Genomic DNA, 26,936 nt, shown 5'->3' on the forward strand with positions numbered 1-26,936 from the left:
GCTGCTGCTGTCGACGCCTCGGCGTGCACACCGCTTCGCGGCGGGCAGGTTCGCAGAGCGCAGAGCGGGCACACCTGCGTCATGCGGGCACGACGCAGCAGCCGTCAACAACGGCTGTTCCACATTACGCTGGCTCACACGGGTCGGTCAAACGAGACCAGACACCCCGCCTCCTCGCGACGACCACTCCCGCGGCCAGCCCCAACGACGATCGGGTTCCCAACCGACCACAACCTGTGGAAAAGTGTGTGGACCAGTTCGACGGTGGAAGACTTCCGGGCGGACGATCGTTCGAAGATCAGCGAGGAAGACCACGTGTCAGAACAGGACGACGGCTTTGCCGAGGTTTGGGATCGCACCGTCGATGAGATCGAGCAGAGTCCCGACGTCACTCCCCGACAGCTTGCCTTCGTCAAGCTCGCGCGTCCGCTCGGGCTGCTCAACGACACCCTGATCCTCTCCGTCGGCAATGACCTGACGAAGGACTACCTCGAGTCGCGCGTGCGCGCCGAGGTCACCGAGGCGCTGTCGCACGCACTGGGTCGCGAGGCGCGATTCGCCATCACCGTCGACTCGGCGATGGAGATGTCGACCGCCGCGCTACGCCCGGTCGCCTCGACCGCAACGGTGCCCGGACACACGGCCTACGCGCTGCCCGACGACGGACAGGTCGACGAGCCGCTGCAGACCGCCTACACAGGCCACCGATCTCAGCACGGGAAGAAACCCCCGGTCGAACCCGTCCGCCTCAACCCGAAGTACCTGTTCGAGACCTTCGTCATCGGCGCCTCGAACAGGTTTGCGCACGCCGCCGCCGTTGCCGTCGCGGAGGCCCCGGCCAAGGCCTACAACCCCCTGTTCATCTATGGCGACTCCGGCCTCGGCAAGACGCACCTGCTCCACGCGATCGGCCACTACGCACACAATCTCTATCCCAGCGTGCGGGTCCGCTATGTGAACTCGGAAGAGTTCACGAACGACTTCATCAACTCCATCCGCGACGACAAGGCCGGCGCGTTTCAGCGGCGGTATCGCGACGTCGATGTGCTGCTCGTAGACGACATCCAGTTCCTGCAGGGCAAGGAACAGACGATGGAGGAGTTCTTCCACACGTTCAACACCCTGCACAACGCGAACAAGCAGGTCGTGATCACGTCTGACCTGCCACCCAAGCAGCTAAACGGCTTCGAGGACCGCATGCGATCCCGGTTCGAGTGGGGCCTGATCACCGATGTTCAGCCACCCGACCTCGAAACCCGGATCGCCATCCTGCGGAAGAAGGCGGGGAACGAGGGCCTCCAGGCACCGGACGACGTGCTCGAGTACATCGCCTCCAAGATCTCGGCGAACATCCGCGAGCTCGAGGGCGCACTCATCCGGGTGACCGCGTTCGCCAACCTAAACCGCCAGCAGGTGGACCGCCCGCTGGCCGAGATCGTGCTGAAGGACCTCATCAGCGACGAGAACGCCGAGCAGATCACCGCGTCGGCCGTCATCGGCCAGACCGCCTCGTACTTCGGCCTCGCCATCGAGGACCTCTGCGGGCCTTCAAGGTCCCGGGTGCTGGTCACTGCACGGCAGATAGCGATGTACCTGTGCCGCGAGCTCACCGACATGTCGCTGCCGAAGATCGGCCAGGCCTTCGGTAATCGCGACCACACCACGGTGATGCACGCGAACCGCAAGATCCGAGAGCAGATGGCCGAGCGTCGGTCGACCTACAACCAGGTCACCGAGCTCACCAGCCGCATCAAGCAGCAGCGGCGCGGCTGACCTCCGCCGACGCCCGGAACCGGGTCGTTCGCACTCCCCCTAACACGATCCCGAGATGAATGTACACACCTGTGTATATCTCTGTGGATGGTGGTGGATGACCCGCATGAGCCAATGTGGACGAGCGGCTGTGATTCGGTGGACGGCCCTCCATGCCAGCAGACTCGTCCACCGCTCGAGCGCTGATCCACACTGGCGGTCCACCTGAGCGTCCACACGCCGCCGACGCATGTGACCTGCAAAGTCATGGCTTCTCCACATCGTGCACAGAGGCGATGACAACGATGAACTTGATCTCATTGGAAAATCCACAACGCCTTCATCACGAGCACCAGCCCGCCCCGGCCAGGCAGGCGAACCACCGCCCGCTAAGCGTTCCCGACGCTCGTCGCACTCGCGTAGTGTTCGCACAAAACTTGGCTGCGCCCACAGGATCGACGGGCCCAGCCCTCCACTGCGAGGCGCAGCTCAACGAAGGGCGTGGCATGAAGTTCCGGGTCGAACGTGATGTGCTGGCCGAAGCCGTCACCTGGACCGCGAGATCGTTGCCCACCCGACCGCCGGTTCCCGTCCTTGCCGGCGTGCGGATCGAGGCCGACTCCAGCGGTGTGCTCCACCTGTCGACGTTCGACTACGAGGTGTCCGCACGCTCGGAGATCGCGGCCGAGGTCAGCGAACCGGGCGTCGTCCTGGTCTCCGGGCGACTGCTCGCGGAGATCTCGCGGGCGTTGCCGGCCAAGCCTGTCGACGTCGTCCTGGATGGCACGAAGGTCACCGTCACCTGCGGGGCCAGCAGGTTCACCCTCCTGACGATGCCGGTCGAGGACTACCCGGCGCTCCCGGCCATGCCGGCGCTGTCCGGCACGATCGACGGAGACAAGCTCACGCTCGCGGTCGCCCAGGTCACGATTGCTGCGAGCCGCGACGACACCCTTCCGCTGCTCACGGGCGTACGGATGGAGATCGAGGGCGAGAAGATCACCCTGCTCGCAACGGATCGCTACCGGCTTGCCCTGCGCGAGCTCACCTGGAACCCGGCGTCCCCCGACATCTCGACCGTGGCCCTCGTGCGCGCGCGGACGCTGTCCGACGCCGCGAAGTCCCTCGGCGGTGCTGCTCAGGTCAACGTCGCGCTTGCCACCGGAGCGGGCGTCGATCTCATTGGGTTCGAAGCGGGCGGCCGGCACACCACGTCCCTGCTCGTCGACGGCGACTACCCCGCGGTGCGCAGGCTGTTCCCGGACGAGACGCCCATCCACGCAGTGGTCTCGACCCAGGCCCTGGCCGACGCCGCGAAGCGCGTCGCCCTCGTTGCCGAGCGCAACACGCCGATCCGGTTGACCTTCTCGGCGGGCCAGGTCGTGCTCGACGCCGGGCAGGGCGATGATGCACAGGCATCTGAGGCACTGGAGGCGACGCTCGAGGGTGACGACATCTCGGTGGCGTTCAACCCGCAGTTCCTGCTCGACGGGCTCGGGGCGCTCGCGACGGAGTTTGTGCGGATGTCGTTCACCCACCCGAACAAGCCGGTCGAGTTCACCGGGCAGGCCGCGCTCGACGGTGAGGACCTCAAGGACTACCGATACCTGCTGGTTCCGATCCGCTTCGCAAGCTGACTCCTGGCCGGCGAGGCGTCGGCACGCCAGCACAGACGACGGACTCGGTCGAAGGGATTGACGATGCAGATAGGTCTCGTAGGGCTGGGCAAGATGGGCGCGAACATGGCCGAACGCCTGCGCGCCGCAGGCATCGCCGTGACCGGGTACGACCGCAACCCCGCGGTCTCGGATGTCCCCTCGCTCGCCGCGTTGGTCGAGGCGTTGCCGGGCGGGCAGCGCATCGTGTGGGTGATGGTGCCCGCCGGAGCCCCGACCTCCGCGGTCATCACCGAGCTCGGTGGGCTGCTCGGCTCGGGTGATCTGGTCATCGAGGGTGGTAACTCGCATTTCACTGACGATGCGGTGCATGCCACCGCCCTCGCCGCGTGCGGCATCGGCTATCTGGACGTCGGCGTCTCGGGCGGAGTGTGGGGTCTGGCGAACGGCTATGGGCTGATGGTGGGTGGGGCGGCGGCCCAGGTTGCCGAGGCCATGCCGGTCTTCGACGCGCTACGCCCGCCGGGACCGCGCGACGAGGGTTTCGTGCACGCGGGCGGGGTCGGTGCCGGCCACTACGCGAAGATGGTCCACAACGGCATCGAGTACGGCCTCATGCAGGCATACGCGGAAGGGTATGAGCTCCTCGAGGCGCAGGATCTCGTGACCGACGTCACCGGCACCCTCAAGGCGTGGACGCGCGGCACGGTCGTGCGGTCCTGGCTGCTCGACCTGTTGGTCAAGGCGCTCGAGGAAGACCCCGAGCTTGGCGACATCAGCGACTGGGTCGAGGATTCCGGGGAGGGTCGCTGGACTGTCGATGCCGCGATCGACGCCGCGGTTCCGCTGCCCGTCATCTCCGCTGCGCTGTTCGCTCGCTTCTCCTCACGGCAGGTCGACTCCCCCGCGATGAAGGTCGTCGCGGCGCTGCGCCAGCAGTTCGGTGGGCACGCCGTCAAGCCTGCACACGCCGCGGGGTCGGCGGGCACGGTCAGCTGACCGGTGTACGTCTCGCACCTTTCTCTTGTCGACTTCCGGTCCTACGCCGGGGTCGATCTCGAGCTGGAGCCAGGCGTCACGGCGCTGGTCGGTCCGAATGGCCAGGGCAAGACCAATCTCGTCGAGGCGCTGGGCTACGTCGCCACCCTGAGCAGCCACCGGGTGTCGTCCGACGTGGCCCTGATCAAGAGTGGGGCGCCGCGCGCGGTTGTGCGCGCGCGGATCGTCCGGGCCGACCGGGCACGCCTGGTGGAGATCGAGATCACGGCGGGCAAGGCCAACCGCGCGCGGATCAACCGATCGCCGGTTCCCCGGGTGCGCGACGTGCTCGGGATCCTGCGAACGGTGGTCTTCGCACCGGAGGACCTGGCGCTCGTCAAGGGAGACCCGGACGGCCGGCGGCGATTCCTCGATGAGCTCGCCGTGCTCGTCACCCCGAGGATGGCCGGCACCCTCGCCGACTACGACCGGGTGCTTCGCCAGCGCGGTGCGCTGCTGAAGTCGGCCGGCGCCGCCATGCGCGCCTCCCGGGGGGGTGCCGACCTGCGCACGCTCGACGTCTGGGATGCGAAGCTCGCCGAGGTCGGCGCCCAGATCATCGCGACGCGGCAGGCGCTCGTCGCCGCCCTGAGACCCCACGTGCAGGCGGCATATGAGCAGGTCAGCGCCGGTCAGGGGATTGCCCAGCTGACCTACCGGTCGTCGCTCGACGCGACCTCGGCGGCCGAGCACGGCGATCGCGTGGGACTCCCGGCGGAGCTGCCCGGGGTCGACCTGCTCGAGGCGCAGTTGATGGAGGCGATGGGTCGGCTCCGCTCGCGCGAGCTCGAGCGTGGCGTCTGCCTCGTCGGCCCGCACCGCGACGACCTCGTGCTGGACCTGGGTGACCTCCCGGTGAAGGGGTACGCCAGTCATGGAGAGTCGTGGTCGTTCGCGCTCGCGCTACGTATCGCGTCCTACCGGCTACTCACGGAGCCCGACGGTCCGGAGTGGGTCACCGACTGGGGCACGGATGGCGAGCCGGTCCTGATCCTGGACGACGTGTTCGCCGAGCTCGACACGCGGCGTCGCGACCGGCTGGCGGACCTCGTCTCGAGCGCCGGCCAGGTGATCGTCACCGCGGCCGTCCCGGGCGACGTGCCGGAGCAGCTCGCCGGGGCGCGCGTCGACGTCATGCAGGGGCAGGTGCAACGTGTCCTCTGAGGACCCGCCGGAGGCCGCGGTGGATCCCACCGACGACGCGAGCCTGCCCGTGGGCGACCGGGTGGAGCTCACGCCGCCGGCCGAGGTGGCCCGTGCGGCGTTGAACCGGGCCAAGGCCGCGGCGGCGGGGCGGGGTATCAGGCCAGGTCAGGAGCCTCGTCGCCGCACGCCACTCGAGCCGTTGCGGGGCACGCCCGGCAAGGGTGGCCGCGATCCTCGGCTCGTCTCGGACACGCTCGCCGCCCTGGTGCGCGATCGCGGCTGGACCCAGGACGTGTCGGTCGGCGGCGTGATCGGGCGCTGGCGCGACGTCGTCGGCGATCAGATCGCCGATCACTGCACGCCGGAGACGTTCGAGGCGGGCGAGCTGGTCATCCGCACGGACTCGACCAGCTGGGCGACCAACCTGAAGCTGCTGGTGCCGCAGCTGCTGCGCCGACTTGCCGACGACGTCGGCGAGGGTGTGGTGCGCGAGGTCCGCGTTCTCGGCCCCGCCGGACCCGGATTCAAGCGGGGTCCGCGTTCGGTTCCCGGGAGGGGCCCCCGAGATACCTTCGGCTGAGGGCTGTGCACATGAGGTCCTGGCGCTGTCGCCAGGTAGACTGTGGAGGTCATTCCTGGCGCGTCTGTGCCTGGAAATTCAGCGCCCGGTAGTGATCCGGCCCATCGGCTCGGTCCATCCGCGTGTGCGAGAGCTTGAGGAGTACCCCCGCCCGTGGTCGACCAGAGCCCCATCACCGGTGCCAGCACAACGTCGGTCGCACCCGTCGGAGACGGTACCTACAACGCCAGCGCGATCACGGTTCTCGAGGGCCTCGAGGCCGTCCGCAAGCGCCCGGGCATGTACATCGGCTCGACCGGCGAGCGTGGCCTGCACCACCTGGTGTACGAAGTTGTCGACAACTCGGTCGACGAGGCGCTGGCCGGCTACTGCGATCACATCGAGGTGACCCTGCTCGCCGACGGCGGCGTGCGGGTGGTCGACAACGGGCGCGGCATCCCAGTCGGCATCGTCGCGAGCGAGGGAAAGTCGGCCGTCGAGGTCGTCCTGACCGTGCTGCACGCCGGCGGGAAGTTCGGCGGTTCCGGGTACGCCGTCTCGGGCGGGCTGCACGGAGTCGGCGTCTCGGTCGTCAACGCGCTCAGCTCCAAGCTCGAGGTCGAGGTGCGCCGCCAGGGGTCGGTCTGGCGGCAGGCCTTTGCCGACGGCGTCCCGCAGGCCTCGCTCTCGCAGGACGAGGACGCGGACAGCACCGGCACGACGGTCACCTTCTGGGCCAGCGACGTCACCTTCGAGACGACGACCTACGACTTCGAGACGCTGCGCGCCCGGTTCCAGCAGATGGCATTCCTCAACAAGGGCCTGAAGATCTCGCTCACCGACGAGCGCCCGGGCCACACCGGGACGGAGGACGAGGTCGTGGGCGCGGCCGCCGTCGAGGGCAGCGAGCCTGCGGCGCACCGGACGGTGACCTACCGGTACGACGGCGGACTGGTCGACTACGTCCGGCACCTCAACTCGACGAAGAAGGTCGAGCTCATCCACCCGGAGATCATCGACTTCGAATCCGAGGACACCGAGCGGCGGCTGTCGCTCGAGATCGCGATGCAGTGGACCGGGGCTTACACGGAGTCCGTGCACACCTACGCGAACACGATCAGCACCCCCGAAGGGGGAACGCACGAGGAGGGCTTCCGCGCGGCGATGACGACGCTCATCAACCGGTACGCGCGCGAGAAGAACTTGCTCAAGGAGAAGGAAGACAACCTCACCGGCGACGACATCCGGGAGGGGCTCACGGCGGTCCTGTCGATCAAGCTCGGCGAGCCGCAGTTCGAGGGCCAGACGAAGACCAAGCTGGGCAACACCGAGGCCAAGACGTTCGTCCAGCGTGTGGTGAACACCCAGCTGGGTGACTGGCTCGAGAGCCACCCGAACGAGGCCCGCGACATCATCCGCAAGTCCATCCAAGCCTCGGCCGCCCGGCTGGCCGCCCGCAAGGCGCGCGAGGCGACGCGCCGCAAGGGGCTGCTCGAGTCGGGTGGCATGCCCGGCAAGCTCCGCGACTGCCAGTCGAACAAGCCCGAGGAGTGCGAGGTCTTCATCGTCGAGGGCGACTCGGCCGGCGGCTCCGCGGTGCGCGGCCGGAACCCCAGCACGCAGGCGATCCTGCCCATCCGCGGGAAGATCCTCAACGTCGAGCGCGCCCGGCTCGACCGCGCGCTCGGCAACCAGGAGGTCCAGGCGCTCATCACGGCCTTCGGGACGGGCATCGGCGAGGACTTCGACCTCGCCAAGCTGCGGTATCACAAGATCGTGCTCATGGCCGATGCGGACGTCGACGGCCAGCACATCTGCACCCTGCTGCTCACGCTGCTGTTCCGGTACATGCGTCCCCTGATCGAGAACGGTCACGTGTTCCTCGCGCAGCCCCCGCTGTACCGCATCAAGTGGACCAACGCCGAGCACGACTACGTGTACTCGGACCGCGAGAAGGAGGCGTTCCTGCACGCGGGCCAGGCGGCGGGCAAGCGCATCCCGAAGGACGGCGGGATCCAGCGCTACAAGGGTCTCGGCGAGATGGACTACTCCGAGCTGTGGGCGACGACGATGGACCCGGAGCAGCGCACGTTGCTGCAGGTGACCATGGATGACGCGGCGGCCGCCGACGAGATCTTCTCGATCCTGATGGGTGAAGACGTGGAGTCGCGGCGCGCGTTCATCCAGCAGAACGCCAAGGACGTGCGGTTCCTCGACATCTAGCCCAGCTGCGGGCCGAGCAGGCCGCCGCAGATCAGCACGGAACCACCCAGCGGTGGTGCACGCCCCGGCCCGAGAGCGCCGGGGGGTGCGCGCCGCCCGAAAGACGAGGTAGACGGTGACCGATCAGACCCCCGGGCCCAGCGATGGCGGCCAGAACAGCGACGCGACCGAGGTCGTGCGCAGCGACGCGGACGAGGTCGCCGCCGCGTTCGCGATGCACGGCCGGATCGAGCAGGTCGACCTGCAGCTCGAGATGCAGCGGTCGTACCTCGACTACGCGATGAGCGTCATCGTCGGGCGCGCGCTGCCCGATGTCCGGGACGGCCTCAAGCCGGTGCACAAGCGCGTGCTCTACGCGATGTACGACGGCGGCTACCGGCCCGACCGGGGCTACAACAAGTGCTCGCGCGTCGTGGGCGACGTCATGGGCAAGTACCACCCCCACGGCGACTCGTCGATCTACGACGCGCTGGTGCGCCTCGTGCAGGACTGGTCCATGAGGTACCCGCTCGTCGCCGGGCAGGGCAACTTCGGCTCCCCCGGCAACGACCCGGCCGCCGCGCCGCGGTACACCGAGTGCCGGATGGCGCCGCTCGCGATGGAGATGGTCCGCGACATCGACGAGGGCACCGTCGACTTCCGGGACAACTACGACGGCAAGAACCAGGAGCCGATCGTCCTGCCGTCGCGGTTCCCGAACCTGCTCGCCAACGGCAGCGCCGGCATCGCCGTCGGCATGGCCACGAACATCCCGCCGCACAACCTGCGCGAGATCGCCGACGGCGTGCAGTGGCACCTCGCGAACCCGGACGCGACGAAGGAGGAGCTCCTCAACGCCCTGATCGAGCGCATCAAGGGCCCGGACTTCCCCACGGGCGCCACGATCCTCGGCCACGGCGGCATCGAGGACACCTACCGCACCGGCCGCGGCTCCATCACCATGCGCGCGGTCGTGAACGTCGAGGAGATCCAGAACCGGATCTGCCTCGTCATCACCGAGCTGCCGTACCAGGTCAACCCCGACAACCTCGCGCAGAAGATCGCCGAGCTCGTCAAGGACGGCCGCATGCAGGGCATCGCGGACATCCGCGACGAGACGTCGGGCCGCACCGGCCAGCGCCTCGTGATCGTGCTCAAGCGCGACGCCGTCGCGAAGGTCGTCCTGAACAACCTCTACAAGCACACCCAGCTCCAGGAGAACTTTTCCGCGAACATGCTGGCGCTTGTCGACGACGTGCCGCGCACGCTCAGCCTCGACGCATTCATCCGGCACTGGGTCACCCACCAGCTCGACGTCATTGTGCGCCGCACGACCTTCCGGCTGCGCAAGGCGCAGGAGCAGGCGCACATCCTGCTCGGCTACCTCAAGGCGCTCGACGCGCTCGACGAGGTCATCGCGCTGATCCGTCGCTCCCCCAACGTCGACCAGGCGCGCACCGGCCTGATGGCGCTGCTCGAGGTCGACGAGGACCAGGCGACGGCGATCCTCAACCTGCAGCTGCGCCGCCTCGCGGCGATGGAGCGGCAGAAGATCACCGACGACTACGACGAGCTCCAGCGCAAGATCACGGACTACCAGTCGATCCTCGGCTCGCCGCAGCGCCAGCGCGACATCGTCGGCACCGAGCTCATGGAGATCGTCGATCGCCACGGCGACGACCGGCGCACCGTCATCCTGCCGTTCGGCGGCGAGGTCTCCATGGAGGACCTCATCGCCGAGGAGGAGGTCGTCGTCACGATCACGCGCGGCGGCTACGCCAAGCGGACCCGGATCGACAACTACCGGCAGCAGAAGCGCGGCGGCAAGGGCGTGCGCGGCGCCGCGCTGCGCGAGGACGACATCGTCGACCACTTCTTCGTCACGACGACGCACCACTGGCTGCTGTTCTTCACGAATCTGGGCCGCGTCTATCGCGCGAAGGCGTACGAGCTGCCTGAGGCCGGCCGCGACGCCAAGGGTCAGCACGTCGCGAACCTGCTCGCGTTCCAGCCCGGGGAGCAGATCGCCCAGGTGCTGGACCTGCGCGACTACGGCCACGCCGAGTACCTCGTGCTCGCCACGAGGCGCGGCCTGGTCAAGAAGACCCGGCTGACCGAGTTCGACTCGAACCGCACCGGCGGCGTCATCGCGATCAACCTGCGCGAGAACGGCGAGGGCGAGTCCGACGAGCTCGTCTCCGCGCGCCTGGTCGACCCGACCGACGACCTGATCCTCGTCTCGCGCAAGGGCCAGTCGATCCGGTTCACGGCGAACGACGACACGATGCGCCCGCTCGGGCGCGCGACCTCCGGCGTCACGGGCATGAAGTTCCGGGCCGGGGACCACCTGCTCGCGATGGACGTCGTTCGGCCCGGGGCGGACCTGTTCGTGGTCACCGAGGGTGGTTTCGCCAAGCGGACGTCGGTGGACGAGTACCGGGTGCAGGGCCGCGGCGGCCTGGGCATCAAGGTCGCGAACCTCGTCGAGGCGCGCGGCGACCTCGTCGGCGCCCTGATCGCGGACGAGGACGACGAGGTCCTGGTGATCATGGAGCGCGGCAAGATCGTGCGGTCCGCGGTCAACCAGGTCACCTCGACCGGGCGCAACACGCAGGGCGTGACCTTCGCGAAGCCGGACCGCGGCGACCGGATCATCGGCATCGCCCGCAACAATGAGCGACAGGTGGCGGACGATGCCGCTACCGTGGACGGCGAGCCCGCGGCGTCGACCGGCGAGCCGGCGGACATCGCCGACAGCGTCACGGATCCGGACAGCGGCTCGATGGCAACGACCAGTGAGGGCGAGGAATGAGCAACGACCAGCAGGTCCCGCCCTCGATCCCGCCGCGCAAGCGGCCCGCGGGAGCGGCCTCGCCCGCGCCTTCGATCGCCGTGCCCGTCGCGGCGACGGCGCGGCCCACCTCGACCGTGCACCCGGGGGTCCCGGCGCAGCCCGAGCCCGCCGCGCCGCGTCCCGCCGCGACGCAGTCCGCCGCGGCGAGCGTTCCTGCCGCGCCCAGCGTTCCTGCCGCGCCGACGCTCCCCGCCGCGGCCGGCCGGGTGCCGGCCAGCCCGACCCCCGCCACGCCACGCCCCGACTCCACGAAGGCGGTACCGACGATCGCTCCCACCGAGACCCAGCCCGCTCCCGCCCGCGTCCCGGCCGCCGCAGCCGCTCCAGCTGCCGCGGCTCCGGCCGCTGCGGGAGCCACCTCCACCGCGCCGCGCAAGGAGGCCACCTCCGAGGGTGCCTCGAGCGCGCGGCTGCCGGCGCCGTCGGCGGCCACCGCGGGCGCCCCTCGGCGGGTGCGCCTGTCGATCTCCCGGGTCGACCCGTGGTCGGTGATGAAGTTGTCGTTCCTGCTCTCGGTCGCGATCGGCATCATGATCGTGATCGCCGCCGCGGTCGTGTGGTTCGCCCTCGACGGGCTGACCGTGTTCACCCGCGTGAACGACATGATCACGGAGATCGTCGGGGAGGAGTCCCCCATCGACGTCCTGCAGTACGTCGCGTTCAGCCGCGTCGTGTCGGGGGCCACCGTGGTCGCCGTGGTCGACGTCGTGCTGCTGACGGCGCTGTCGACGATCGGCGCCTTCCTGTACAACATCACGGCCGCACTCGTGGGCGGCGTGACGCTGACTCTCACGGACGACTGACCCCCGGTTGGGTCGTACGGCCGCGCTGGGGTAGTCTCAACCGGCGCCTCGGGTCACACCGCGGTCGTGAGTGCGGGCCTATAGCTCAGACGGTTAGAGCGCTTCCCTGATAAGGAAGAGGTCAGAGGTTCAAGTCCTCTTAGGCCCACTCCAGAAGTACGCGACAGGGGGGTTCGATGAAGAAGTTCATGCTGCTTCTCGGCGCCGCGACGCTTGGGTACCTCGTGTGGCGGCGGTTCGAGGACGATCGCGACGACCGCGACCTGTGGGCCGAGGTCACCGACACGTTCGAGTAGTTCGCCGGGCGCTCGCCGCCCGGTAGCGGGGCCATGGCGCAAGTGGTAGCGCACCTGCTTTGCAAGCAGGGGGTTAGGGGTTCGAGTCCCCTTGGCTCCACCCTCTCCTCTGTTCTCCTCCTGGCCCGCAGCGGCCAGCTGAGGGAGTCGTCGTACCAGGGGGCTCGATCCGCGCCGAGATCCTCCCGTTCGTCGGTCGGCGAGAGCGCGCCAAGGTCCGCGCCAAAGCCGGGTCCCGAAGACCGCGTCCGGATTGGACAAGTGTCCATGCTGGTACCCGCACCTCTGCGGTACATTTTTTCGTAGGCAAGGCGACCTGAGCGTCCCCGAGTCCCGGCCAGCGTGGGCCGGCGGGCGGCGGCGCAGAGCGGTGACTATCGAGGGACGGAGCCTCCCGTGTCGAGAAGCACACAGATCACGAAGCCGCGGCCGACCACCCTGGGGGTCGGCGTCGTGGTCCTCGGAGCCGCAAGCCTCGTCGGGCTCGTCGTCACGAGCGCCCAGGCAGCGACCGCGCCGGGTCTAGGCACCGCCGACGCGTTCGTGGTGTTGGCCGGCGCGGGAGTCACCAACACCGGGCCGACGACCCTCAACGGTGACCTCGGCACCTTCCCCACGACCTCGGTGTCGGGGGCGGGCTCGATCACCCTGAACGGGACGAACCACGGCGGCGACTCGGTGACGCAGGGCGCGAAGGATGACCTCGTCACCGCGTACAACGCGGCGGCGGCCGCCTCCTTGCCGACGTTTCCGATCGTGACCGACCTCGAGGGACTCACGCTCGTTCCGGGCGTCCACAACTCGGCGTCGTCCATCTCCCTGACCGGGGAGCTCACCCTCGACGGCCAGGGCGACGCGGGGGCGGTGTTCATCTTCCAGGCGGGGAGCACCCTCACGACGGCCTCCGCCAGCTCGATCACCCTCATCAACGGCGCGCAGGCCTGCAACGTGTTCTGGCAGGTCGGCAGCTCCGCGACGCTCGGCACCGCCTCGACGTTCCGGGGCACGATCCTCGCGCTCACGGACATCACCGTCACCACGAGCGCGACCATCGAGGGTCGGGTGCTCGCGCGTAACGGCGCCGTGACGCTCGACACGAACACGATCAGCCGGCCGGTCTGCGCCGCGCCGCCGCCACCGCCGCCGCCAGCGGACGACGCCGCGGCCGCGGCTGCCGCCGCGGCGGCAGCTGCAGCAGCGGCCGCCGACGCCGAGACGGCTGCCGCCGCGGCCAACGCACGTCGTGCGGGCCAGGTCACGCGGGTCCCGTCGGGCGGCGTCAGCACCGGTGACGGCAGCATGAGCGCCTCGGCGGGCGCCGGGACGGCGGATCTCGTCGGCGTCGGCGCGCTGGTCCTCGCGGGGATCGGCGCCTCCTCGGTCGTCTGGCGACGTAACCGACGCGCCTGAGGGTTCGCACGCCGGTGCCTGGCCCGCGCTCGAGCCGCCGCCCGGGTCGCGCGCCGGCCTGGTGCGCGGCCGCGTCGGTCGCGCTCGTCCTCGGCGCGGCCGTCCCCGGTTGCGCCGCGGAGCCGTCCGCGCCGCCCGCGGACGCCGCCTCGCCCGCCGAGGCGTCGTCGGCACCGCCCGCTCCCGCCACCTCCCTGTCGCCGAGCGTGTCGCCGACCCCGTCGTGGATCACGGGCGAGCCACCGCTCGGCCCGTCGACGCCGGTGGAGCTCCAGATCCCGTCGATCGGCGTCACCACCACCCTGATGGAGCTCGGGCTGCGTGCCGACGGGTCCATGGAGGTCCCGCCCGGGGGCTTTCCCGCCGGCTGGTACTCCGGGGCGCCGACGCCGGGCGAGGTCGGTCCCGCGATCCTCGCCGGCCACGTCGACTGGTCGGACGGCCCCGGGGTGTTCTACCGGCTCGGCGAGGTCCAGCCGGGCGACGAGGTCACGGTGATCCGCGAGGACGGCAGCGCCGCGGTCTTCCGCGTGAGTCGGGCGGGGCGATATCCGAAGGACGCCTTCCCGACAGCCGAGGTGTACGGAGACCTCGACCACGCGGCGCTGCGGCTGATCACCTGCGGCGGGACCTTCGACCGAGCGGCAGGGCACTATCGCGACAACGTCGTGGTGTTCGCCGAGCTCGCGGCGACCCGGGCTGCCGCGGCTCAGCCCTGACCAGGGCGGGGCCCGCCCGGACCGCCGTCGCCGAGGTCGCCGGCGGTCGCTGGCACCGGGACGGGTCCACCCGGGCCGGCGGGGCGACGACGGCGCACGAGCCGCACGACGGCGAACGCCGCGCCGCCCAGCACGGCGACGAAGGCCAGCCACGGCAGGAGGACGCCCGTGACGATCAGCACGGCCGCCAGCGTCGCCAGGAGACCGTTCCAGCCGCTTTCTAGGCCCGTCCAGAATCCGCGCGGGCTGGTGACGACGACGGTCGGGCTCGCGGTGAGGTCGAGGGTGATCGTGGTGAGCTCGACCTGGTCGGCCAGCCCGGCCCGCTGGGCCTGCATCGACTCGAGGTCCGCCTGCCGGCCGGACAGCGCGGACTCGAGCTCGACCAGGTCCGTGCTCGTGTTCGCCGCGCCCAGCAGCGCCTCGAGGCGCCCGACCGAGACCGTCAGGGCGGAGATCCGCGCGTCGAGGTCCTGCACCTGACCGGTGACGTCGGTGGCCGAGAGCTCGAGGCGCTCGACCTTGCCGAGCTCCGCGAACGCGTCCAGCGTCTCGGTCAGCCGGGCGGCGGGGATCCGCAGGATGAGGTGGGCGCTCGCGCCCTGGTCACCGGAGGCGGCCTGCTCGGTGCGCCCCTCGACGCGACCGCCGGCGGCCTCGGTCAGGGCGGTCGCCTGCCGCGCGGCGTCGGTGGGGTCCGGGGCGACGATCCCGACCGTCCCGACGGTGACGACCTGACGGTCGGTCGCGTCGGCGGCCAGGGCGGGGTCGGTCACCGCCTGCGCCTCGGCGTCCTGCGCGAGCGAACCGGACCCCGCGGAGTCGGCCTCGACCCCCTGCGGAGCGGCCGAGTCGCCGCCGTCGGTGCTGGTCGCCGAGCACCCGGCCGCAAGCCCGGCGACCAGCACAGACAGCACGACCGGGCCGACGAGACGTCTCATGCCGCGACCGTACGGCGCTGGCGCCGCCACGGAGGGCAGTTGGCGAAATCGTGACCCGGTCGTGACGAACCGACCCGAGGGGCGATCCGCTGCGGCTGTCAGTCAGGCGGTCGGGGCGTCCTTGGCCTCGTCCTCCGCCGCGAGGGCGTCCGCGCCGCTGTTGGCGTCAGCGTCGGTGACCCCATCGGCCGGGTCGGCCTCGTCGGCGGACGTTGCCGACGAGCGTCGGCGCGAGGTCGCCTTGCGGGTCGCCTCGCGCGCCTCCGCCATCTTCTCGGTCACGTCGTCGCGCACCTCGGCCACCTTGTCGGCGGCCTTCTTGGAGGCCTCCCGGCTCATGGCGACGGTCGCGCCCGCGGCCTCGCCGACGGCCTCGGCGGCGTCCCCGACGGCACCCTGCAGGTCGTGACCCGTCTCCGCGCTGCGCGTGGGCGCGCCGGCAGGCTCCCACGGGTCGGCCCACGGGTCGGTCGTGGGCTGCGTGCGGCGCCAGGCGGCGAACGCCCCGGCGACGGCCGCAAGTCCCGCGAACAGCCAGAACACCTTGGCGCCCGTGTGCTTCTTCTTCGTGGCGGTGACGCCGGCCGCGGCCGCGGCCACGACGGCCGGTGCCTGCGCCGCGTGATCGGCCGCGCGCTCGACGGCGGCACCCGCGCGCGTGGCGGCGTCGTTCACGGCCGCCACGAGCCGCGGGAGCAGCTCGTCGACGAGCTTGTCGTGGGCCGAGTCGATCGCGGGGGCGGCCATGCCCGCCGCCTTCTCGACCTTCGGCGCGGCCGCCTTCACGCTCTCCTGCCAGGCGTGCTCGATACGCGGGGCGAGCCAGTCGATCGTCGCCTCCAGCTTCGGGGCCGACCACTCCTTCGCCTGGCCAGCGGCCTCGATGGCCTGCGCGGTCGCCTCGGCGGCGGCCGCGCGGGCCACGGTCGCCGCGTCGCGCGCCTGGTCGGCGAGGTGCCCGGCGGTCTGGCCGGCGTTCTCGCTCACGTCGGCGATCGAGGCGCCGACCCGGTCTTTGATCCGGGCGGTGTCGATGTTCTCGACGGTCGAGCTGGCGGAACGTCGGATCCGGTCGAACATGTCCACTCCCCTAGTCGACTACACGTGCATGTCAGGCTTCCACTCTGCCACCCGCAGACACGGCGTGCCGAGCCGCCGGGCGACGCGCGCGGTTCCCGTGGAACAATGGCGCGCATGTTCGCGACTATGCATACCACTGCCGGTGACATCCGCATCGAGCTCTTTCCCAACCACGCACCGAAGACGGTGGCCAACTTCACGGGCCTCGCCACGGGCACCAAGGCCTGGACGGACCCGCGCACGGGCGCGGAGAAGACCGAGCCCCTGTACGCCGGAGTGGTCTTCCACCGCGTGATCGCCGGCTTCATGATCCAGGGTGGCGACCCCCTCGGCACCGGAACGGGCGGCCCGGGCTACTCGTTCGACGACGAGATCCACCCTGAGCTCGGCTTCACGGAGCCATACCTGCTCGCGATGGCTAACTCGGGCCAGCGCCGCGACCCCGTCACGGGCAAGGCCGGCGGGACCAACGGCTCGCAGTTCTTCATCTCCGTCGCCCCGACCACCTGGCTCACCGGCAAGCACACGATCTTCGGCAAGGTCGCTGACGACGCGAGCCGCGCCGTCGTCGACGCCATCGCCAGCGCGACCACGCGCCCGGGCGACCGCCCGGTCGAGGACATCGTGCTCACCACGGTGACGGTCGAGGACTAGCTCCTCGCCGGCGCCGAGCCGCTCGCAGCCATGTCGACGTTCGACGCAGCACCGCCGGAGCCGCCGCCGGTGTGCCCGCGCCACCCGGACCGCGTCTCGTACGTGCGGTGCCAGCGGTGCGGGCGCCCGGCCTGTCCCGAGTGCCAGCGCCCGGCCGCGGTGGGCGTGCACTGCGTCGACTGCGTCCGGGAGGCCGCCCGCGCGGTGCCCGCCACCCGTACCGCCTTCGGCGGACGGGCGCGCGGGGGCCGGCCGGTCGCGACGCTGACGATCATCGGGCTCTGCGTCGTCAGCTTCGTGCTCCAGTTGCTCGTGCCGGGCTGGACCTCGCGCTGGGCCTTCTCCCCGGCCGCGGGAGAGGTCGAGCCGATCAGGTTCATCTCGTCGGCCTTCCTGCACTCCGAGGGCAACATCCTGCACCTCGGGTTCAACATGTACGCGCTCTACCTCGTCGGCCCGTACCTCGAGCACACGTTGGGCCGGTGGCGCTTCGTCGCGCTCTACCTGCTCGCCGCAGTGGGCGGCTCGGTGGGTGTGCTGCTGCTCGCCTCCCCGGTGGTGACCGCGACGAGCTTCGCCTGGGTGTCCGGCGTCGTCGGTGCCTCGGGTGCCGTGTTCGGCATGTTCGGCGCCATCCTCGTCGTGCTGCGCCGGCTCGGGGGCGACGCTCGGCAGATCGTCGTGCTCATCGGGATCAACGCCGTGCTCGGGTTCGTCGTGCCGGGCATCGCCTGGCAGGCCCACCTCGGGGGGCTCGTCACCGGCCTCGCGCTGGGTGCGGCGTACGCCTACTCGTCGCGCGAGCGCCGGGACCTGGTGGCCGTCGTGGCCACGGTCGCGATGGCGGTGCTCCTGGTCGGGCTCGCCCTGGCCAAGTACGCGAGCGCCTGACTCTCCACCGGCACCCGCTCCGCCGAGTTACACCGGTGTAGTTATCCACAGGTCAGTCCACCGGTGGGGATAACCACACCCGTGTGACTCAGTCTTCGCTGGTCCGACCGGCGCTGAGAGAGCGGTGTTCGGGAGCGGTCAGTGCCAGCGGGTCGTGAGGCTGAAGCCGGCGATGATCAGCACGAACCCGATGGCCAGGTTCCACTGGCCGATCCCGGGGATCGGGTAGGCCGACTGGAACATGTAGGTGGCAACGATCCACAGCAGGCCGAGCACCATGAGTGTGACCATGACCGGCACGAGCCAGCCCGGGTTGGTCACCGGCGCCGCCTTGGCGGGCGGCGGAACGTATGCGGCTTTCTTCCGCGACCTAGACTCAGGCACTGTGTGAGGCTCCTTGCTGTGCGGCAGGCGGGGTAGCGACGGGATTCGGCGCCGCCCTCGTGTCAACTAGCGTAGTGCCGAGATCCAGGGACAGGAGCGCCCGTGAGCCATCACCCGGGGCACCGGCCCGCCCGCCGGTTGCGGGGGACCGCCTCCGTCGGCCTCGTGCTCGCCCTCGCCGGGCTGCTCTTCACCGCGAACGCCAAGCTCGCGGCGGGCCAGGAGACGCGCCACCCCGCGGACCTCGGGGAGCTGGCGGCAGTCGAGTCGGACCGGGTGGAGACCCTCGCGGGCGAGGTCGACGCGCTGCGTGCCGAGGTCGAGGAGCTCACGAGCGAGCAGTCCGTGGCGCTCGACACGGGGGAGCCGGAGCTGGTCGGGCGCATCGCGCTCGCCGCCGGCCGGACGCCCGTGACCGGGCCCGGCCTCACCGTGCGCCTGACGGACGCCCCGGCGGACGGCTCCCAGCCCGAGTGGGCCGGCCCGGATGACCTGGTCGTCCACCAGCAGGACATGCAGGCCGTGATCAATGCGTTGTGGGCCGGTGGCGCCGAGGCGATGGCGCTGCAGGACCAGCGGGTCACGGCGACGACGGCCTTCCGGTGCGTCGGCAACGTCCTGTCCCTCGGTGGCCGGCTCTACTCGCCGCCGTACGAGGTGCGCGCGATCGGTGACCCCAAGCAGTTGCGCGCCGCGCTGCTCGCGGACCCCGAGATCCAGCGGTACCTGGAGTACGTCGACGCCGTCGGGCTCGGCTGGTCGGTCGACGCGTCCGACGACCTCACCCTGCCGGGCACCGAGGGCGGCTCGACGCTCGAGTTCGCGACGGTGCCCGCCGGGACGGTCGTGTTCCCCGGCGCGCGGGCGCTGTCATGACGGTCGAGGCGGCCCCGCGCGGGGAGCGCCGCCGATCGCCCGGCGGCAGGCGCGGGCGGCGGCTCGGGCTGGACGTGACCGGCGTCGTCGGCGAGCTCATGGTCACGGCCGGGGTGTTCCTGCTCGCGTTCGTCGCGTGGCAGCTGTGGTGGACCGACGTCGAGGGCAACCGCGCCCAGGCGGAAATCGTCGAGAGCCTCGACTGGGCGCCGGTGCCGACGGCCGAGCCGGCGGCGCCGGCGGTCGACCCCCGCCGGGACGCGCCGCCAGTGCTCGCCGAGCCCGAGCACGCGGTCACCTTCGCGACGCTGCTCGTGCCGCGGTGGGGCGCCGACTACGAGCGGCCCGTGAGCGAGGGCGTCGACCGGGCCGGGGTGCTGGACCCGCTGGGGATCGGGCACTACCCGGGGACGGCGATGGCCGGGGACGTCGGGAACTTCTCGATCTCCGGGCACCGGACCACCTACGGCAAGCCGTTCAATCGGATCACGGAGCTCGTCGAGGGCGACGCGGTCGTGGTCCGCACGGCCGACACCTGGTACGTCTACCGCGTCACGACGACCGAGATCGTCAGCCCGAGCGACGTGCGCGTGATCGGCCCGGTCCCCGCCGATCCCGCCGCCGTCGCGACCGAGCGGCTCATCACGCTCACGACCTGCCACCCGATGTACTCGGCGCAGCAGCGGTACGTCGTGCACGGCGTGCTGGACTACTGGCTCCCGACCACCGCGGGGTTCCCGGTCGAGATCACCGGAGGCGCATGATGTATCCCTGGCTCTGGCGGCACCTGCCCGGACCCGTCTGGGTGCGTGTGGGCACGCTCACGCTCGCGGCGGTCGGCCTCCTGGCGCTGTGCTTCCTGTGGTTGTTCCCGGCGATCGCGCCGCTGATGCCCTTCAACAACACGACGGTGGGTGGTGCGCAGTGACGAAGATCCTGGTCGTCGACAACTACGACTCGTTCGTCTACACGATCGTGGGCTACCTCGCGCAGCTCGGGGCCGAGGCGGTCGTGGTCCGCAACGACGCGGTCCCGCCCGCGACCGAACGCGCGGCCTACGACGGCGTGCTCATCTCGCCCGGGCCCGGCGCCCCCGCCGACGCGGGCCAGAGCATGCAGGTCATCCGCGACTGCGCGGCGTCGGGCACCCCGATGCTGGGGGTCTGCCTCGGTCACCAGGCGCTCGGCGAGGTGTTCGGGGGAATCGTCACCCACGCCCCCGAGCTCATGCACGGCAAGACGAGCCGGGTCGAGCACGACGGCGCCGGCGTGCTCGCCGGGCTACCCGATCCGTTCACCGCGACGCGCTACCACTCGCTCGCCGTCGTGACCGGCACGATCTCGGCCGAGCTCGAGGTCACCGCGAGCGTCTCGTCGGCGTACGGGCCGATCATCATGGGCCTGCAGCACCGGACGCTCCCGCTGCACGGCGTCCAGTTCCACCCCGAGTCGGTGCTCACCGAGGGTGGGCACCGACTCCTGGCGAACTGGCTCGCGATCTGCGGCGAGGCCGACGCCGTCGAGCGCTCGGCGGGCCTGCACCCGCTCGTGCGGGGCTGACGAGGCGCTCCGGACGAGCGGCGGCGCCCGCTACCTCGTGACCGTCGCCGCGGCGGCGCCGGCCGCGGGAGGGGGCGTCGCCTGTTCGGTGTTCGACACGGTGAGCGTGACCGTGGACCCGAGCTCGACGACGGTGCCCTTGGTCGGGTTCGATGAGACGACCGAGCCCTTCGGCTGCACGTCGCTAGCGGCCTCCACCCTGGCCGGGACGAGCCCGAGGGCGCTGAGCTGCGCGGCCGCGTCCTCGTAGGTCTTGCCGACCAGGTCGGCCGGGATCGTCGCGGTGGTCGGCGCGATCGCGACGTTCAGCGTGATCGTCGTGCCCTGCTGCACGAGCCCCGGGGTGCGGTCCTGGGCGATGATGGTGTCGAGGGCCTCGCTGGACTCCACGGTGTTCGTGTTGGAGTTCAGCTTGAGCTCCTGCAGCTTGGCCAACGCGTCGACCCGCGACATCCCGACCAGGCTGGGCAGGTCCACCTGCCCCGATGCCACGAAGATCGTCACGCGGCTACCGGCCGCGACGGCCGTGCCCGCGACGGGATCGGTCTTGGTGACGTCTCCGGCGTCGACCGGGACGTTCTCGGTCTGCACGTTCCCGGCGGCCAGCCCGGCGTCCTCCAGGGAGGCCCGAGCCTGGTCCTGGTTCTGGCCGGTGACGTCGGGCACGGCGATCTGTTCCGGCCCGGTCGAGATCCAGACGTCGACGCTCGCGCCGACGTCCACGAGCTCGCCGTCGGCGGGATCGGTGCGGGTCACGGCGTCGACCGCGACGGAGTCGCTCGCCTCCGCCTGGCGCACGGGGGTCAGGCCCAGCTCGGTGAGTGCGGCGAAGGCCGCCTCCTGGGTCTGGCTGGTCAGGTTCGGGACGGTGACCTGCTCGACGTCGGCCTCGCCGGAGCGCCCGTTGGCGTAGACCAGCGCGACGATGCCGATGATGGCGGCGACGGCGATCGCGATGAGGGTCCACATCAGCCCCCGGCGCCGCGGCTCGTCCTCCTCCGGCGCGGTGGCCGTGGCGGGCGGTTCCCCTGGCGTCGCGCCGGCCTGCGTCGAGCCCCATGCGGGCGAGCCGGTCGGGACGATCTGGGTCTGCCCGGTCATCGGGGCGAGCACCTGGGTCGCCTGTCCGGCCGCGGCGTCGGCGAGGGCGGCGGCCGCGAGGACGCCGATCGCGGGCGCGGTGACCGTGCCGCCGCGGACGGCGGACTCGAGGTCGGAGCGGAACTCGGCGGCCGTGCTGTACCGGTTGTCGCGGTCCTTGGCGAGCGCCTTGAGCGTGATCCGGTCGAGGGACTCGGGGACGTCGGAGGCCAGCGAGCTCGGGGTCGGCGCGGGCTCGCGCACGTGCTGGTACGCGACGGCGACGGGGGAGTCGCCCATGAACGGCGGCCGCCCGGTGAGCAGCTCGAAGAGCAGGCAACCGGTCGAGTACAGGTCGCTGCGCGCGTCGACCTGCTCGCCGCGCGCCTGCTCGGGGGACAGGTACTGCGCGGTGCCGATGACGGCCTGCGTCTGCGTCATGGTCGCGGCTGAGTCGGCGATCGCGCGCGCGATGCCGAAGTCCATGACCTTGACCGCGCCGGTGGGCGTGAGCATCACGTTCGCGGGCTTGATGTCGCGGTGCACGATGCCGGCGTGGTGGGAGTAGCCGAGGGCCGACAGGACGCCCGCCGTGATCTCGACGGCCTCCTCGATCGGCACGGCCTGACCGTCGCGGAGGATGTCGCGGACGGTGTGGCCCTCGACGTACTCCATGACGATGAACGGCGCGTGCGTGCTCGTGCCGTTCGCGTCCGTGGTGATGTCTTCGCCCGTGTCGTAGACCGCGACGATCGACGGGTGGTTCAGCGACGCGGAGGCCTGCGCCTCGCGCCGGAACCGGGCCTGGAAGGAGGGGTCGCGGGCAAGATCGGACCGCAGGATCTTGATCGCTACGGTCCGTCCCAGGCGGGTGTCGTGGCCGATGTGAACCTCGGCCATGCCACCGCGCCCGATGAGGTCGCCAACCTCGTACCGGTTGGCGAGGATCCGGGGTGCGTCGTCCACCACTACGCGTCCTTAGCTGTCGTTGTGCCCGCGACGACCGGGGGTCCGGTCGGCACGCGTGCTGTGATCATCCCACCGATTGCGGCGGGTTCCAGGGATTGCTCGCGCGGGTGGAACGACGTCGTGTCCACGGTTGTCGAGGACTCGGTGCCGGGGTTCGGCCCCATGAGCGTATCGGCCAATTTCGCTCCAAGCAGCGCGATGAGCAGCAGGAGCAGTGCCAGGAGCGGCCAGGTGAGCCGCCCGAGCCGGCCAAACCGCCGCCCGGTGGTGGCCCGGCCGCGCGTGGCGGCGGGCGCGGCGCTCGCGCGGGAACCCGCCGCGCGCCCGCCCGGAGGGTAGGACGGCGGCGGTGTCGTCGGCCGGCCCCCGCTCGACGGCGGCGCGGGTGCAGGCGCGACAGCCGGCACCCCGGACGGCGGCGTGCGGGGCACGAGCGCGTCGAACGACTCCGCGAGCTCGCGCGCGGACCCCGGCCGGTCCGCCGGCTCCTTCGCGAGCAGCGCGAGCACGAGGGCCGCCAGCGCGGGGTCGAGCTGGCGTGGCAGCGGCGGCACCGGATCGTTGACGTGCGAGATCGCGATGTCGACGGCACTCGGCCCGGTGAAGGGCCGGCGCCCGACGAGCGACTCGAAGGCCACGATCCCGAGCGAGTACAGGTCGGAGGCCGGGGTGGCGGGTCGCCCGACGGCCTGCTCGGGGGACAGGTACTGCGCGGTGCCCATGACCATGCCGGTCGCGGTCAGCGGCGCCTGGTCGGCGGCGCGGGAGACCCCGAAGTCCGTGATCTTCACGCGGCCGGCGCGGTCGAGCAGGATGTTCCCGGGTTTGACGTCTCGGTGCACGAGGCCGGCCCGGTGGGCGGCCTCGAGGGCACGGGCGGTCTGCGCCAGGATCGGTAGGACCGTGCGCGCCGGCAGGACCGGCTCGCGCTCGAGCAGGTCGCTCATCGGCTCGCCCTCGACGAGCTCCATCACGAGGTAGGCCGACCCGTCCTGCTCGCCGTAGTCGTACAGCTGGGCGATGTTCGGGTGGGACAGGGACGCCGAGTTGCGCGCCTCGACCCGGAAGCGCGCCAGGAAGCCGGAATCGCCGGCGAACTCCTCGCGCAGCACCTTGACCGCGACCTCACGCGCGAGGGCGTCGTCGCGCGCGACCCAGACCTCGCCCATGCCGCCGACGGCGAGCTGCTGCTCGAGCCGGTAGCGGTCGCCGAGCGTCAGGCCCTGGACCGGCTTCACTGGGCGAGCACCGCCTCGATGACGGCCTTCGCGATGGGCGCCGCGACGCGGCCCCCGGTCGCCTCGCTGCCCTGGCTCCCGCCGTTCTCGACGATCACCGCGACCGCGACGCGCGGGGCGTCCGCCGGGGCGAACGCCGTGAACCAGGCGTGCGGCGCGGCGTCGTCGGTGGTCTGCGCGGTGCCCGTCTTACCCGCGACCCGGACGCCTGAGATCTGGGCCGCCGAGCCCGTGCCGTTGTCGACGACGTCGACCATCATGTCCCGCAGCGCCGCGGCGGTGGACGCCGAGACCGCGGTGCCGAGCTTCGTCGGCGTGGCCTCCTGGACGACCTCGAGGTCGGGGTTGCGCACGGTCTGGACGAGGTACGGCGTCATGGTGGTGCCGCCGTTGGCGATCGCGGCCGAGACGAGGGCCATCTGCAGCGGGGTCGCCCGCACGTCCCACTGGCCGATCGCCGAGATGGCGGTCAGGGCGTCGTCGGGCGGGAGCGGGTACTCGCTCGCCACGACGGGCAGCGGGATGTCGAGCTCGGCGCCGAATCCGAACGCCTCGGCCTGCGCCTGCAGCGCGTCGGCGCCGACGTCGATGCCGAGCTGGGCGAAGGCGGTGTTGCACGAGATGCGCAAGGCCTCGGCGAGGGACACCGTCGCCCCCGGGCCGCAGGCCTCGCCGCCAAAGTTTGGGATCGAGGAGCTGGAGCCGGGCAGTGGGAGGGTCTGCGGAGCCGCGACCTGCGTGTCGGGGGTCAGGCCGGCCTCGAGGGCTGCGGCGGCGGTGACGAGCTTGAAGGTGGAGCCGGGCGGGTAGGTCTCCCGCGTGACCCGGTTGATCAGAGGGCTCGCGGGGTCGGCCTCGAGTGCGCGGTAGGCCTCGTTGACGGCCGGCGTCGAGTGCCCGGCGAGCGCGTTCGGGTCGAAGCTGGGCTTCGACACCAGCGCGAGGATCGCCCCGGTCGTGGGGTCGAGCGCGACGACGGCGCCGCGCTGGTCTCCCAGCGCGTCCCAGGCCGCCTGCTGGACCGCGGGGTCGATCGTGAGCTCGACCGACGAGCCCTGGGGCTGGCGGCCCGTGAACAGGTCCTGGATCCGCGAGAGGAATAGGGAGTCCGCCGTGCCGGTGAGGAAGTCGTTCTCCTCCCGCTCGATCCCGGTCCGGCTGTAGACGACCGAGTAGAACCCCGTCACGTGGGCGAACAGTGGGCCGTTCGTGTAGCTGCGTTGGTACCCGAAGGCGTCGCCCGACGGCGTCGACGCCGCGACGGGCTCGCCGCCGATGACGATGGGGCCGCGGGAGTTGTCGAACTCGCGGTACAGCGTCCGGACGTTGCGCGGGTCGTCGTTGAGCGCAGGCGCGCGGACGTACTGCGTCCAGGTGGCCGCGCCCATGAGCGCGATGAACATCGTGACCACGACGATCGAGATGCGGCGCAGCGGGGTGTTCATTCGCGCGCCTGCTTCAGGCCACGGAGCATCTCGGTCTCCTGCAGGTCCGCCGTCGTGGTGGGCGGTTCGACGAACTCGCTGAGCGGGGGTGCCGGCCGGCGCGCGCTGTCGGAGATTCGCAGCAGCAGCGCGACGACCACCCAGTTCGCGAGCAGGGACGAGCCGCCGTAGGCCATGAACGGCAGTGTGAGCCCGGTGAGCGGGATGAGGCGGGTCACGCCCCCGACGACGACGAAACACTGGAACGCGACGACGAACGCGAGGCCGCCCGCGAGCAGCTTGCCGAAGCCGTCGCGCACGCCGATCGCGGTGCGCAGCCCGCGCTGGGCGAGCACCAGGAAGCAGACGAGGATCGCCAGGATGCCCGTGAGGCCGAGCTCCTCGCCGAGGGAGGCGAAGATGAAGTCGGACTCCGCGTACGGGACCAGGCCCGGGCGGCCCTCGCCCCAGCCGGTGCCGAACAGCCCGCCGCTGGCCATCCCGAACAGGCCGCGGACGAGCTGGCCCGAGCCGCCCGGAGACTGGTTGAACACGTCGTTGTCGAACGCGTTGAGCCAGGCCTCGAACCGGTCGCCGACGTGCCGGAAGAAGTCCGCGGCCAGCACCGCGCCGACGGCGAACATCACCATGCCGAGCACGATCCAGCTCAGGCGCTCGGTCGCGAGGTACAGCATCGCGACGAACAGCCCGAAGAACAGCAGCGACGTGCCGAGGTCTCGCTCGAGCACGAGGACCGCGAGGGAGAACGCCCAGACCACGATGATCGGGCCGAGGTCCCGGATGCGGGGCAGCTGGAGACCGAGGACCTTCGGGCCAGCGAGCGCGAGCGTGTCGCGGTTGGTCACGAGGTAACCGGCGAAGAACACGGCGAACGCGATCTTGGCGAACTCGGCCGGCTGCAGCGACTGGCTGCCCACGTGCACCCAGATCCGGGCGCCGTTGATCGTCGTGCCCAGGCCCGGCACGAGCGGCAGGAGCACGAGCGCCAGGCCGGCGACCATGGCCGTGTAGGTGTATCGCCGCAGCGTGCGGTGGTCGCGCAGCACGACCAGCACCACGGCCGCGAGGACGACCCCGATCGCGGTCCAGCCGAGCTGCCGGGTGGCGAAGGACGTCGGCTCGGCGTGCGAGAGGTCGATCCGGTAGATCATCGCGAGCCCGATGCCGTTGAGGGCGATCGCGACCGGGAGGATCACCTGGTCCGCGTACGGAGCGCGCAGCCGCAGGATGACGTGCAACCCGACCCCGAGCAGCACCATGCCGGCGCCGTAGCCGAAGATGTTGGCGGGCAGCGCGCCCGTCACGTTGAGGCCGACGAGCGCGTACGCGGCGACGCCGAGCGCGAGCGCGAGCGCGAGCAGGCCGAGTTCGACGCTCCGGCCGGGCCGGACGGGGAGCGGGCTGATCGTGGCCATCAGCGGGG

24 protein-coding genes and 2 tRNA genes are annotated in these 26,936 nt (G+C 71.2%); 19 read left to right on the forward strand and 7 right to left on the reverse strand.

Going from position 1 to position 26,936, the window contains the following annotated elements:
• Positions 1–315 precede the first annotated feature (315 nt).
• The 13 genes from dnaA to J4E96_RS00065 all read left to right on the forward strand — a co-directional run bounded on the left by dnaA (position 316) and on the right by J4E96_RS00065 (position 14,395).
• Positions 316–1,773 carry a chromosomal replication initiator protein DnaA gene (gene dnaA / locus J4E96_RS00005; RefSeq protein ID WP_227423792.1) on the forward strand — a complete coding sequence of 486 codons (1,458 nt, stop codon included), beginning with the start codon at positions 316–318 and terminating at the stop codon, positions 1,771–1,773.
• A gap of 485 nt (positions 1,774–2,258) precedes the next feature.
• Positions 2,259–3,389, forward strand: a complete 1,131-nt coding sequence (gene dnaN, locus J4E96_RS00010) for a DNA polymerase III subunit beta (protein ID WP_227423793.1) — start codon at positions 2,259–2,261, stop codon at positions 3,387–3,389.
• 63 nt (positions 3,390–3,452) lie between these two features.
• Positions 3,453–4,367, forward strand: coding sequence for a phosphogluconate dehydrogenase (NAD(+)-dependent, decarboxylating) (gene gnd / locus J4E96_RS00015; RefSeq protein WP_227423794.1), 915 nt, complete (start codon positions 3,453–3,455; stop codon positions 4,365–4,367).
• A gap of 3 nt (positions 4,368–4,370) precedes the next feature.
• Positions 4,371–5,570: a DNA replication/repair protein RecF gene (recF, locus tag J4E96_RS00020; protein ID WP_227423795.1), complete on the forward strand. Its 1,200-nt coding sequence runs from the start codon at positions 4,371–4,373 to the stop codon at positions 5,568–5,570.
• Positions 5,571–5,619: 49 nt separating this feature from the next.
• Complete coding sequence (locus J4E96_RS00025; RefSeq protein ID WP_227423796.1) at positions 5,620–6,132, forward strand: DUF721 domain-containing protein; 513 nt, start codon at positions 5,620–5,622, stop codon at positions 6,130–6,132.
• A gap of 171 nt (positions 6,133–6,303) precedes the next feature.
• Complete coding sequence (gene gyrB, locus J4E96_RS00030; protein WP_227425850.1) at positions 6,304–8,334, forward strand: DNA topoisomerase (ATP-hydrolyzing) subunit B; 2,031 nt, start codon at positions 6,304–6,306, stop codon at positions 8,332–8,334.
• A 214-nt stretch (positions 8,335–8,548) separates the two neighbouring features.
• A complete protein-coding gene (gene gyrA, locus J4E96_RS00035) occupies positions 8,549–11,125 on the forward strand; it encodes a DNA gyrase subunit A (RefSeq protein ID WP_227425851.1) in 2,577 nt (858 codons plus the stop codon).
• Positions 11,122–11,970, forward strand: coding sequence for a DUF3566 domain-containing protein (locus J4E96_RS00040; RefSeq protein WP_227423797.1), 849 nt, complete (start codon positions 11,122–11,124; stop codon positions 11,968–11,970). Before gyrA ends, J4E96_RS00040 begins: the two co-directional genes overlap by 4 nt.
• A 74-nt stretch (positions 11,971–12,044) precedes the next feature.
• Positions 12,045–12,118: transfer RNA gene (locus J4E96_RS00045), tRNA-Ile, on the forward strand.
• Between the two features lie 28 nt (positions 12,119–12,146).
• Positions 12,147–12,266, forward strand: a complete 120-nt coding sequence (locus tag J4E96_RS00050) for a DLW-39 family protein (RefSeq protein WP_227423798.1) — start codon at positions 12,147–12,149, stop codon at positions 12,264–12,266.
• Between the two features lie 27 nt (positions 12,267–12,293).
• Positions 12,294–12,366 (forward strand) — tRNA-Ala (locus J4E96_RS00055).
• 296 nt (positions 12,367–12,662) lie between these two features.
• Positions 12,663–13,676 (forward strand): ice-binding family protein, encoded by a 1,014-nt coding sequence (locus J4E96_RS00060; protein ID WP_227423799.1) that lies wholly within the window; start codon positions 12,663–12,665, stop codon positions 13,674–13,676.
• Positions 13,677–13,690: 14 nt separating this feature from the next.
• Positions 13,691–14,395, forward strand: coding sequence for a class F sortase (locus J4E96_RS00065; RefSeq protein ID WP_227423800.1), 705 nt, complete (start codon positions 13,691–13,693; stop codon positions 14,393–14,395).
• Here J4E96_RS00065 and J4E96_RS00070 read toward each other — a convergent pair.
• Complete coding sequence (locus tag J4E96_RS00070) at positions 14,386–15,336, reverse strand: DUF4349 domain-containing protein (protein ID WP_227423801.1); 951 nt, start codon at positions 15,334–15,336, stop codon at positions 14,386–14,388. The genes J4E96_RS00065 and J4E96_RS00070 overlap by 10 nt on opposite strands.
• 102 nt (positions 15,337–15,438) lie before the next feature.
• Complete coding sequence (locus J4E96_RS00075; protein WP_227423802.1) at positions 15,439–16,416, reverse strand: hypothetical protein; 978 nt, start codon at positions 16,414–16,416, stop codon at positions 15,439–15,441.
• A 114-nt stretch (positions 16,417–16,530) separates the two neighbouring features.
• Here J4E96_RS00075 and J4E96_RS00080 point away from each other — a divergent pair, with 114 nt between their 5' ends.
• Both J4E96_RS00080 and J4E96_RS00085 read left to right on the forward strand, forming a co-directional pair.
• On the forward strand, positions 16,531–17,070 hold the full coding sequence (locus J4E96_RS00080) for a peptidylprolyl isomerase (protein ID WP_227423803.1): 540 nt from the start codon (positions 16,531–16,533) through the stop codon (positions 17,068–17,070).
• 30 nt (positions 17,071–17,100) lie between these two features.
• Positions 17,101–17,961, forward strand: a complete 861-nt coding sequence (locus tag J4E96_RS00085; RefSeq protein ID WP_227423804.1) for a rhomboid family intramembrane serine protease — start codon at positions 17,101–17,103, stop codon at positions 17,959–17,961.
• Positions 17,962–18,099: 138 nt separating this feature from the next.
• On the opposite strand, the gene J4E96_RS00090 is transcribed toward J4E96_RS00085, so the two are convergent.
• Positions 18,100–18,345 carry a cell division protein CrgA gene (locus J4E96_RS00090; RefSeq protein ID WP_227423805.1) on the reverse strand — a complete coding sequence of 82 codons (246 nt, stop codon included), beginning with the start codon at positions 18,343–18,345 and terminating at the stop codon, positions 18,100–18,102.
• 102 nt (positions 18,346–18,447) lie between these two features.
• Here J4E96_RS00090 and J4E96_RS00095 point away from each other — a divergent pair, with 102 nt between their 5' ends.
• The 4 genes from J4E96_RS00095 to J4E96_RS00110 are packed head-to-tail and all read left to right on the forward strand — an operon-like array spanning position 18,448 to position 20,781.
• A complete protein-coding gene (locus J4E96_RS00095) occupies positions 18,448–19,221 on the forward strand; it encodes a DUF881 domain-containing protein (protein ID WP_227423806.1) in 774 nt (257 codons plus the stop codon).
• Positions 19,218–19,985, forward strand: coding sequence for a class E sortase (locus tag J4E96_RS00100; RefSeq protein ID WP_227423807.1), 768 nt, complete (start codon positions 19,218–19,220; stop codon positions 19,983–19,985). Before J4E96_RS00095 ends, J4E96_RS00100 begins: the two co-directional genes overlap by 4 nt.
• Entirely contained in the window at positions 19,982–20,149 is a 168-nt protein-coding gene (locus J4E96_RS00105; protein WP_227425856.1) for a hypothetical protein, read from the forward strand. The genes J4E96_RS00100 and J4E96_RS00105 overlap by 4 nt, the downstream gene beginning before the upstream one ends.
• Complete coding sequence (locus J4E96_RS00110) at positions 20,146–20,781, forward strand: aminodeoxychorismate/anthranilate synthase component II (RefSeq protein ID WP_227423808.1); 636 nt, start codon at positions 20,146–20,148, stop codon at positions 20,779–20,781. The genes J4E96_RS00105 and J4E96_RS00110 overlap by 4 nt, the downstream gene beginning before the upstream one ends.
• 30 nt (positions 20,782–20,811) lie before the next feature.
• Here the strand turns inward: J4E96_RS00110 and pknB are convergent, their stop codons facing one another.
• From pknB to J4E96_RS00130, 4 genes are read right to left on the reverse strand one after another with little or no spacing between them, the layout of a single operon-like run.
• Positions 20,812–22,830: a Stk1 family PASTA domain-containing Ser/Thr kinase gene (gene pknB / locus J4E96_RS00115; RefSeq protein WP_227423809.1), complete on the reverse strand. Its 2,019-nt coding sequence runs from the start codon at positions 22,828–22,830 to the stop codon at positions 20,812–20,814.
• A complete protein-coding gene (locus tag J4E96_RS00120) occupies positions 22,830–24,068 on the reverse strand; it encodes a protein kinase domain-containing protein (RefSeq protein ID WP_227423810.1) in 1,239 nt (412 codons plus the stop codon). Before J4E96_RS00120 ends, pknB begins: the two co-directional genes overlap by 1 nt.
• A complete protein-coding gene (locus J4E96_RS00125) occupies positions 24,065–25,513 on the reverse strand; it encodes a peptidoglycan D,D-transpeptidase FtsI family protein (protein ID WP_227423811.1) in 1,449 nt (482 codons plus the stop codon). Before J4E96_RS00125 ends, J4E96_RS00120 begins: the two co-directional genes overlap by 4 nt.
• Positions 25,510–26,928: an FtsW/RodA/SpoVE family cell cycle protein gene (locus J4E96_RS00130; protein WP_227423812.1), complete on the reverse strand. Its 1,419-nt coding sequence runs from the start codon at positions 26,926–26,928 to the stop codon at positions 25,510–25,512. Before J4E96_RS00130 ends, J4E96_RS00125 begins: the two co-directional genes overlap by 4 nt.
• Between the last annotated feature and the right edge of the window lie 8 nt (positions 26,929–26,936).

Origin of the sequence: Pengzhenrongella sicca (genome assembly GCF_017569225.1) — a bacterium.
Taxonomy (GTDB): Bacteria; Actinomycetota; Actinomycetes; order Actinomycetales; family Cellulomonadaceae; genus Pengzhenrongella; species Pengzhenrongella sicca.

What these genes read in the sequence shown, in the direction of transcription:
- J4E96_RS00085 (WP_227423804.1), top strand. Translation starts at nt 17,101, where the DNA reads ATGTCGACGTTCGACGCAGCACCGCCGGAGCCGCCGCCGGTGTGCCCG.
- J4E96_RS00040 (WP_227423797.1), top strand. Translation starts at nt 11,122, where the DNA reads ATGAGCAACGACCAGCAGGTCCCGCCCTCGATCCCGCCGCGCAAGCGG.
- J4E96_RS00105 (WP_227425856.1), top strand. Translation starts at nt 19,982, where the DNA reads ATGATGTATCCCTGGCTCTGGCGGCACCTGCCCGGACCCGTCTGGGTG.
- gnd (WP_227423794.1), top strand. Translation starts at nt 3,453, where the DNA reads ATGCAGATAGGTCTCGTAGGGCTGGGCAAGATGGGCGCGAACATGGCC.
- J4E96_RS00075 (WP_227423802.1), bottom strand. Translation starts at nt 16,416, where the DNA reads ATGTTCGACCGGATCCGACGTTCCGCCAGCTCGACCGTCGAGAACATC.
- dnaN (WP_227423793.1), top strand. Translation starts at nt 2,259, where the DNA reads ATGAAGTTCCGGGTCGAACGTGATGTGCTGGCCGAAGCCGTCACCTGG.
- J4E96_RS00125 (WP_227423811.1), bottom strand. Translation starts at nt 25,513, where the DNA reads ATGAACACCCCGCTGCGCCGCATCTCGATCGTCGTGGTCACGATGTTC.
- J4E96_RS00100 (WP_227423807.1), top strand. Translation starts at nt 19,218, where the DNA reads ATGACGGTCGAGGCGGCCCCGCGCGGGGAGCGCCGCCGATCGCCCGGC.
- J4E96_RS00080 (WP_227423803.1), top strand. Translation starts at nt 16,531, where the DNA reads ATGTTCGCGACTATGCATACCACTGCCGGTGACATCCGCATCGAGCTC.
- J4E96_RS00070 (WP_227423801.1), bottom strand. Translation starts at nt 15,336, where the DNA reads ATGAGACGTCTCGTCGGCCCGGTCGTGCTGTCTGTGCTGGTCGCCGGG.
- J4E96_RS00050 (WP_227423798.1), top strand. Translation starts at nt 12,147, where the DNA reads ATGAAGAAGTTCATGCTGCTTCTCGGCGCCGCGACGCTTGGGTACCTC.
- J4E96_RS00130 (WP_227423812.1), bottom strand. Translation starts at nt 26,928, where the DNA reads ATGGCCACGATCAGCCCGCTCCCCGTCCGGCCCGGCCGGAGCGTCGAA.
- gyrA (WP_227425851.1), top strand. Translation starts at nt 8,549, where the DNA reads ATGCACGGCCGGATCGAGCAGGTCGACCTGCAGCTCGAGATGCAGCGG.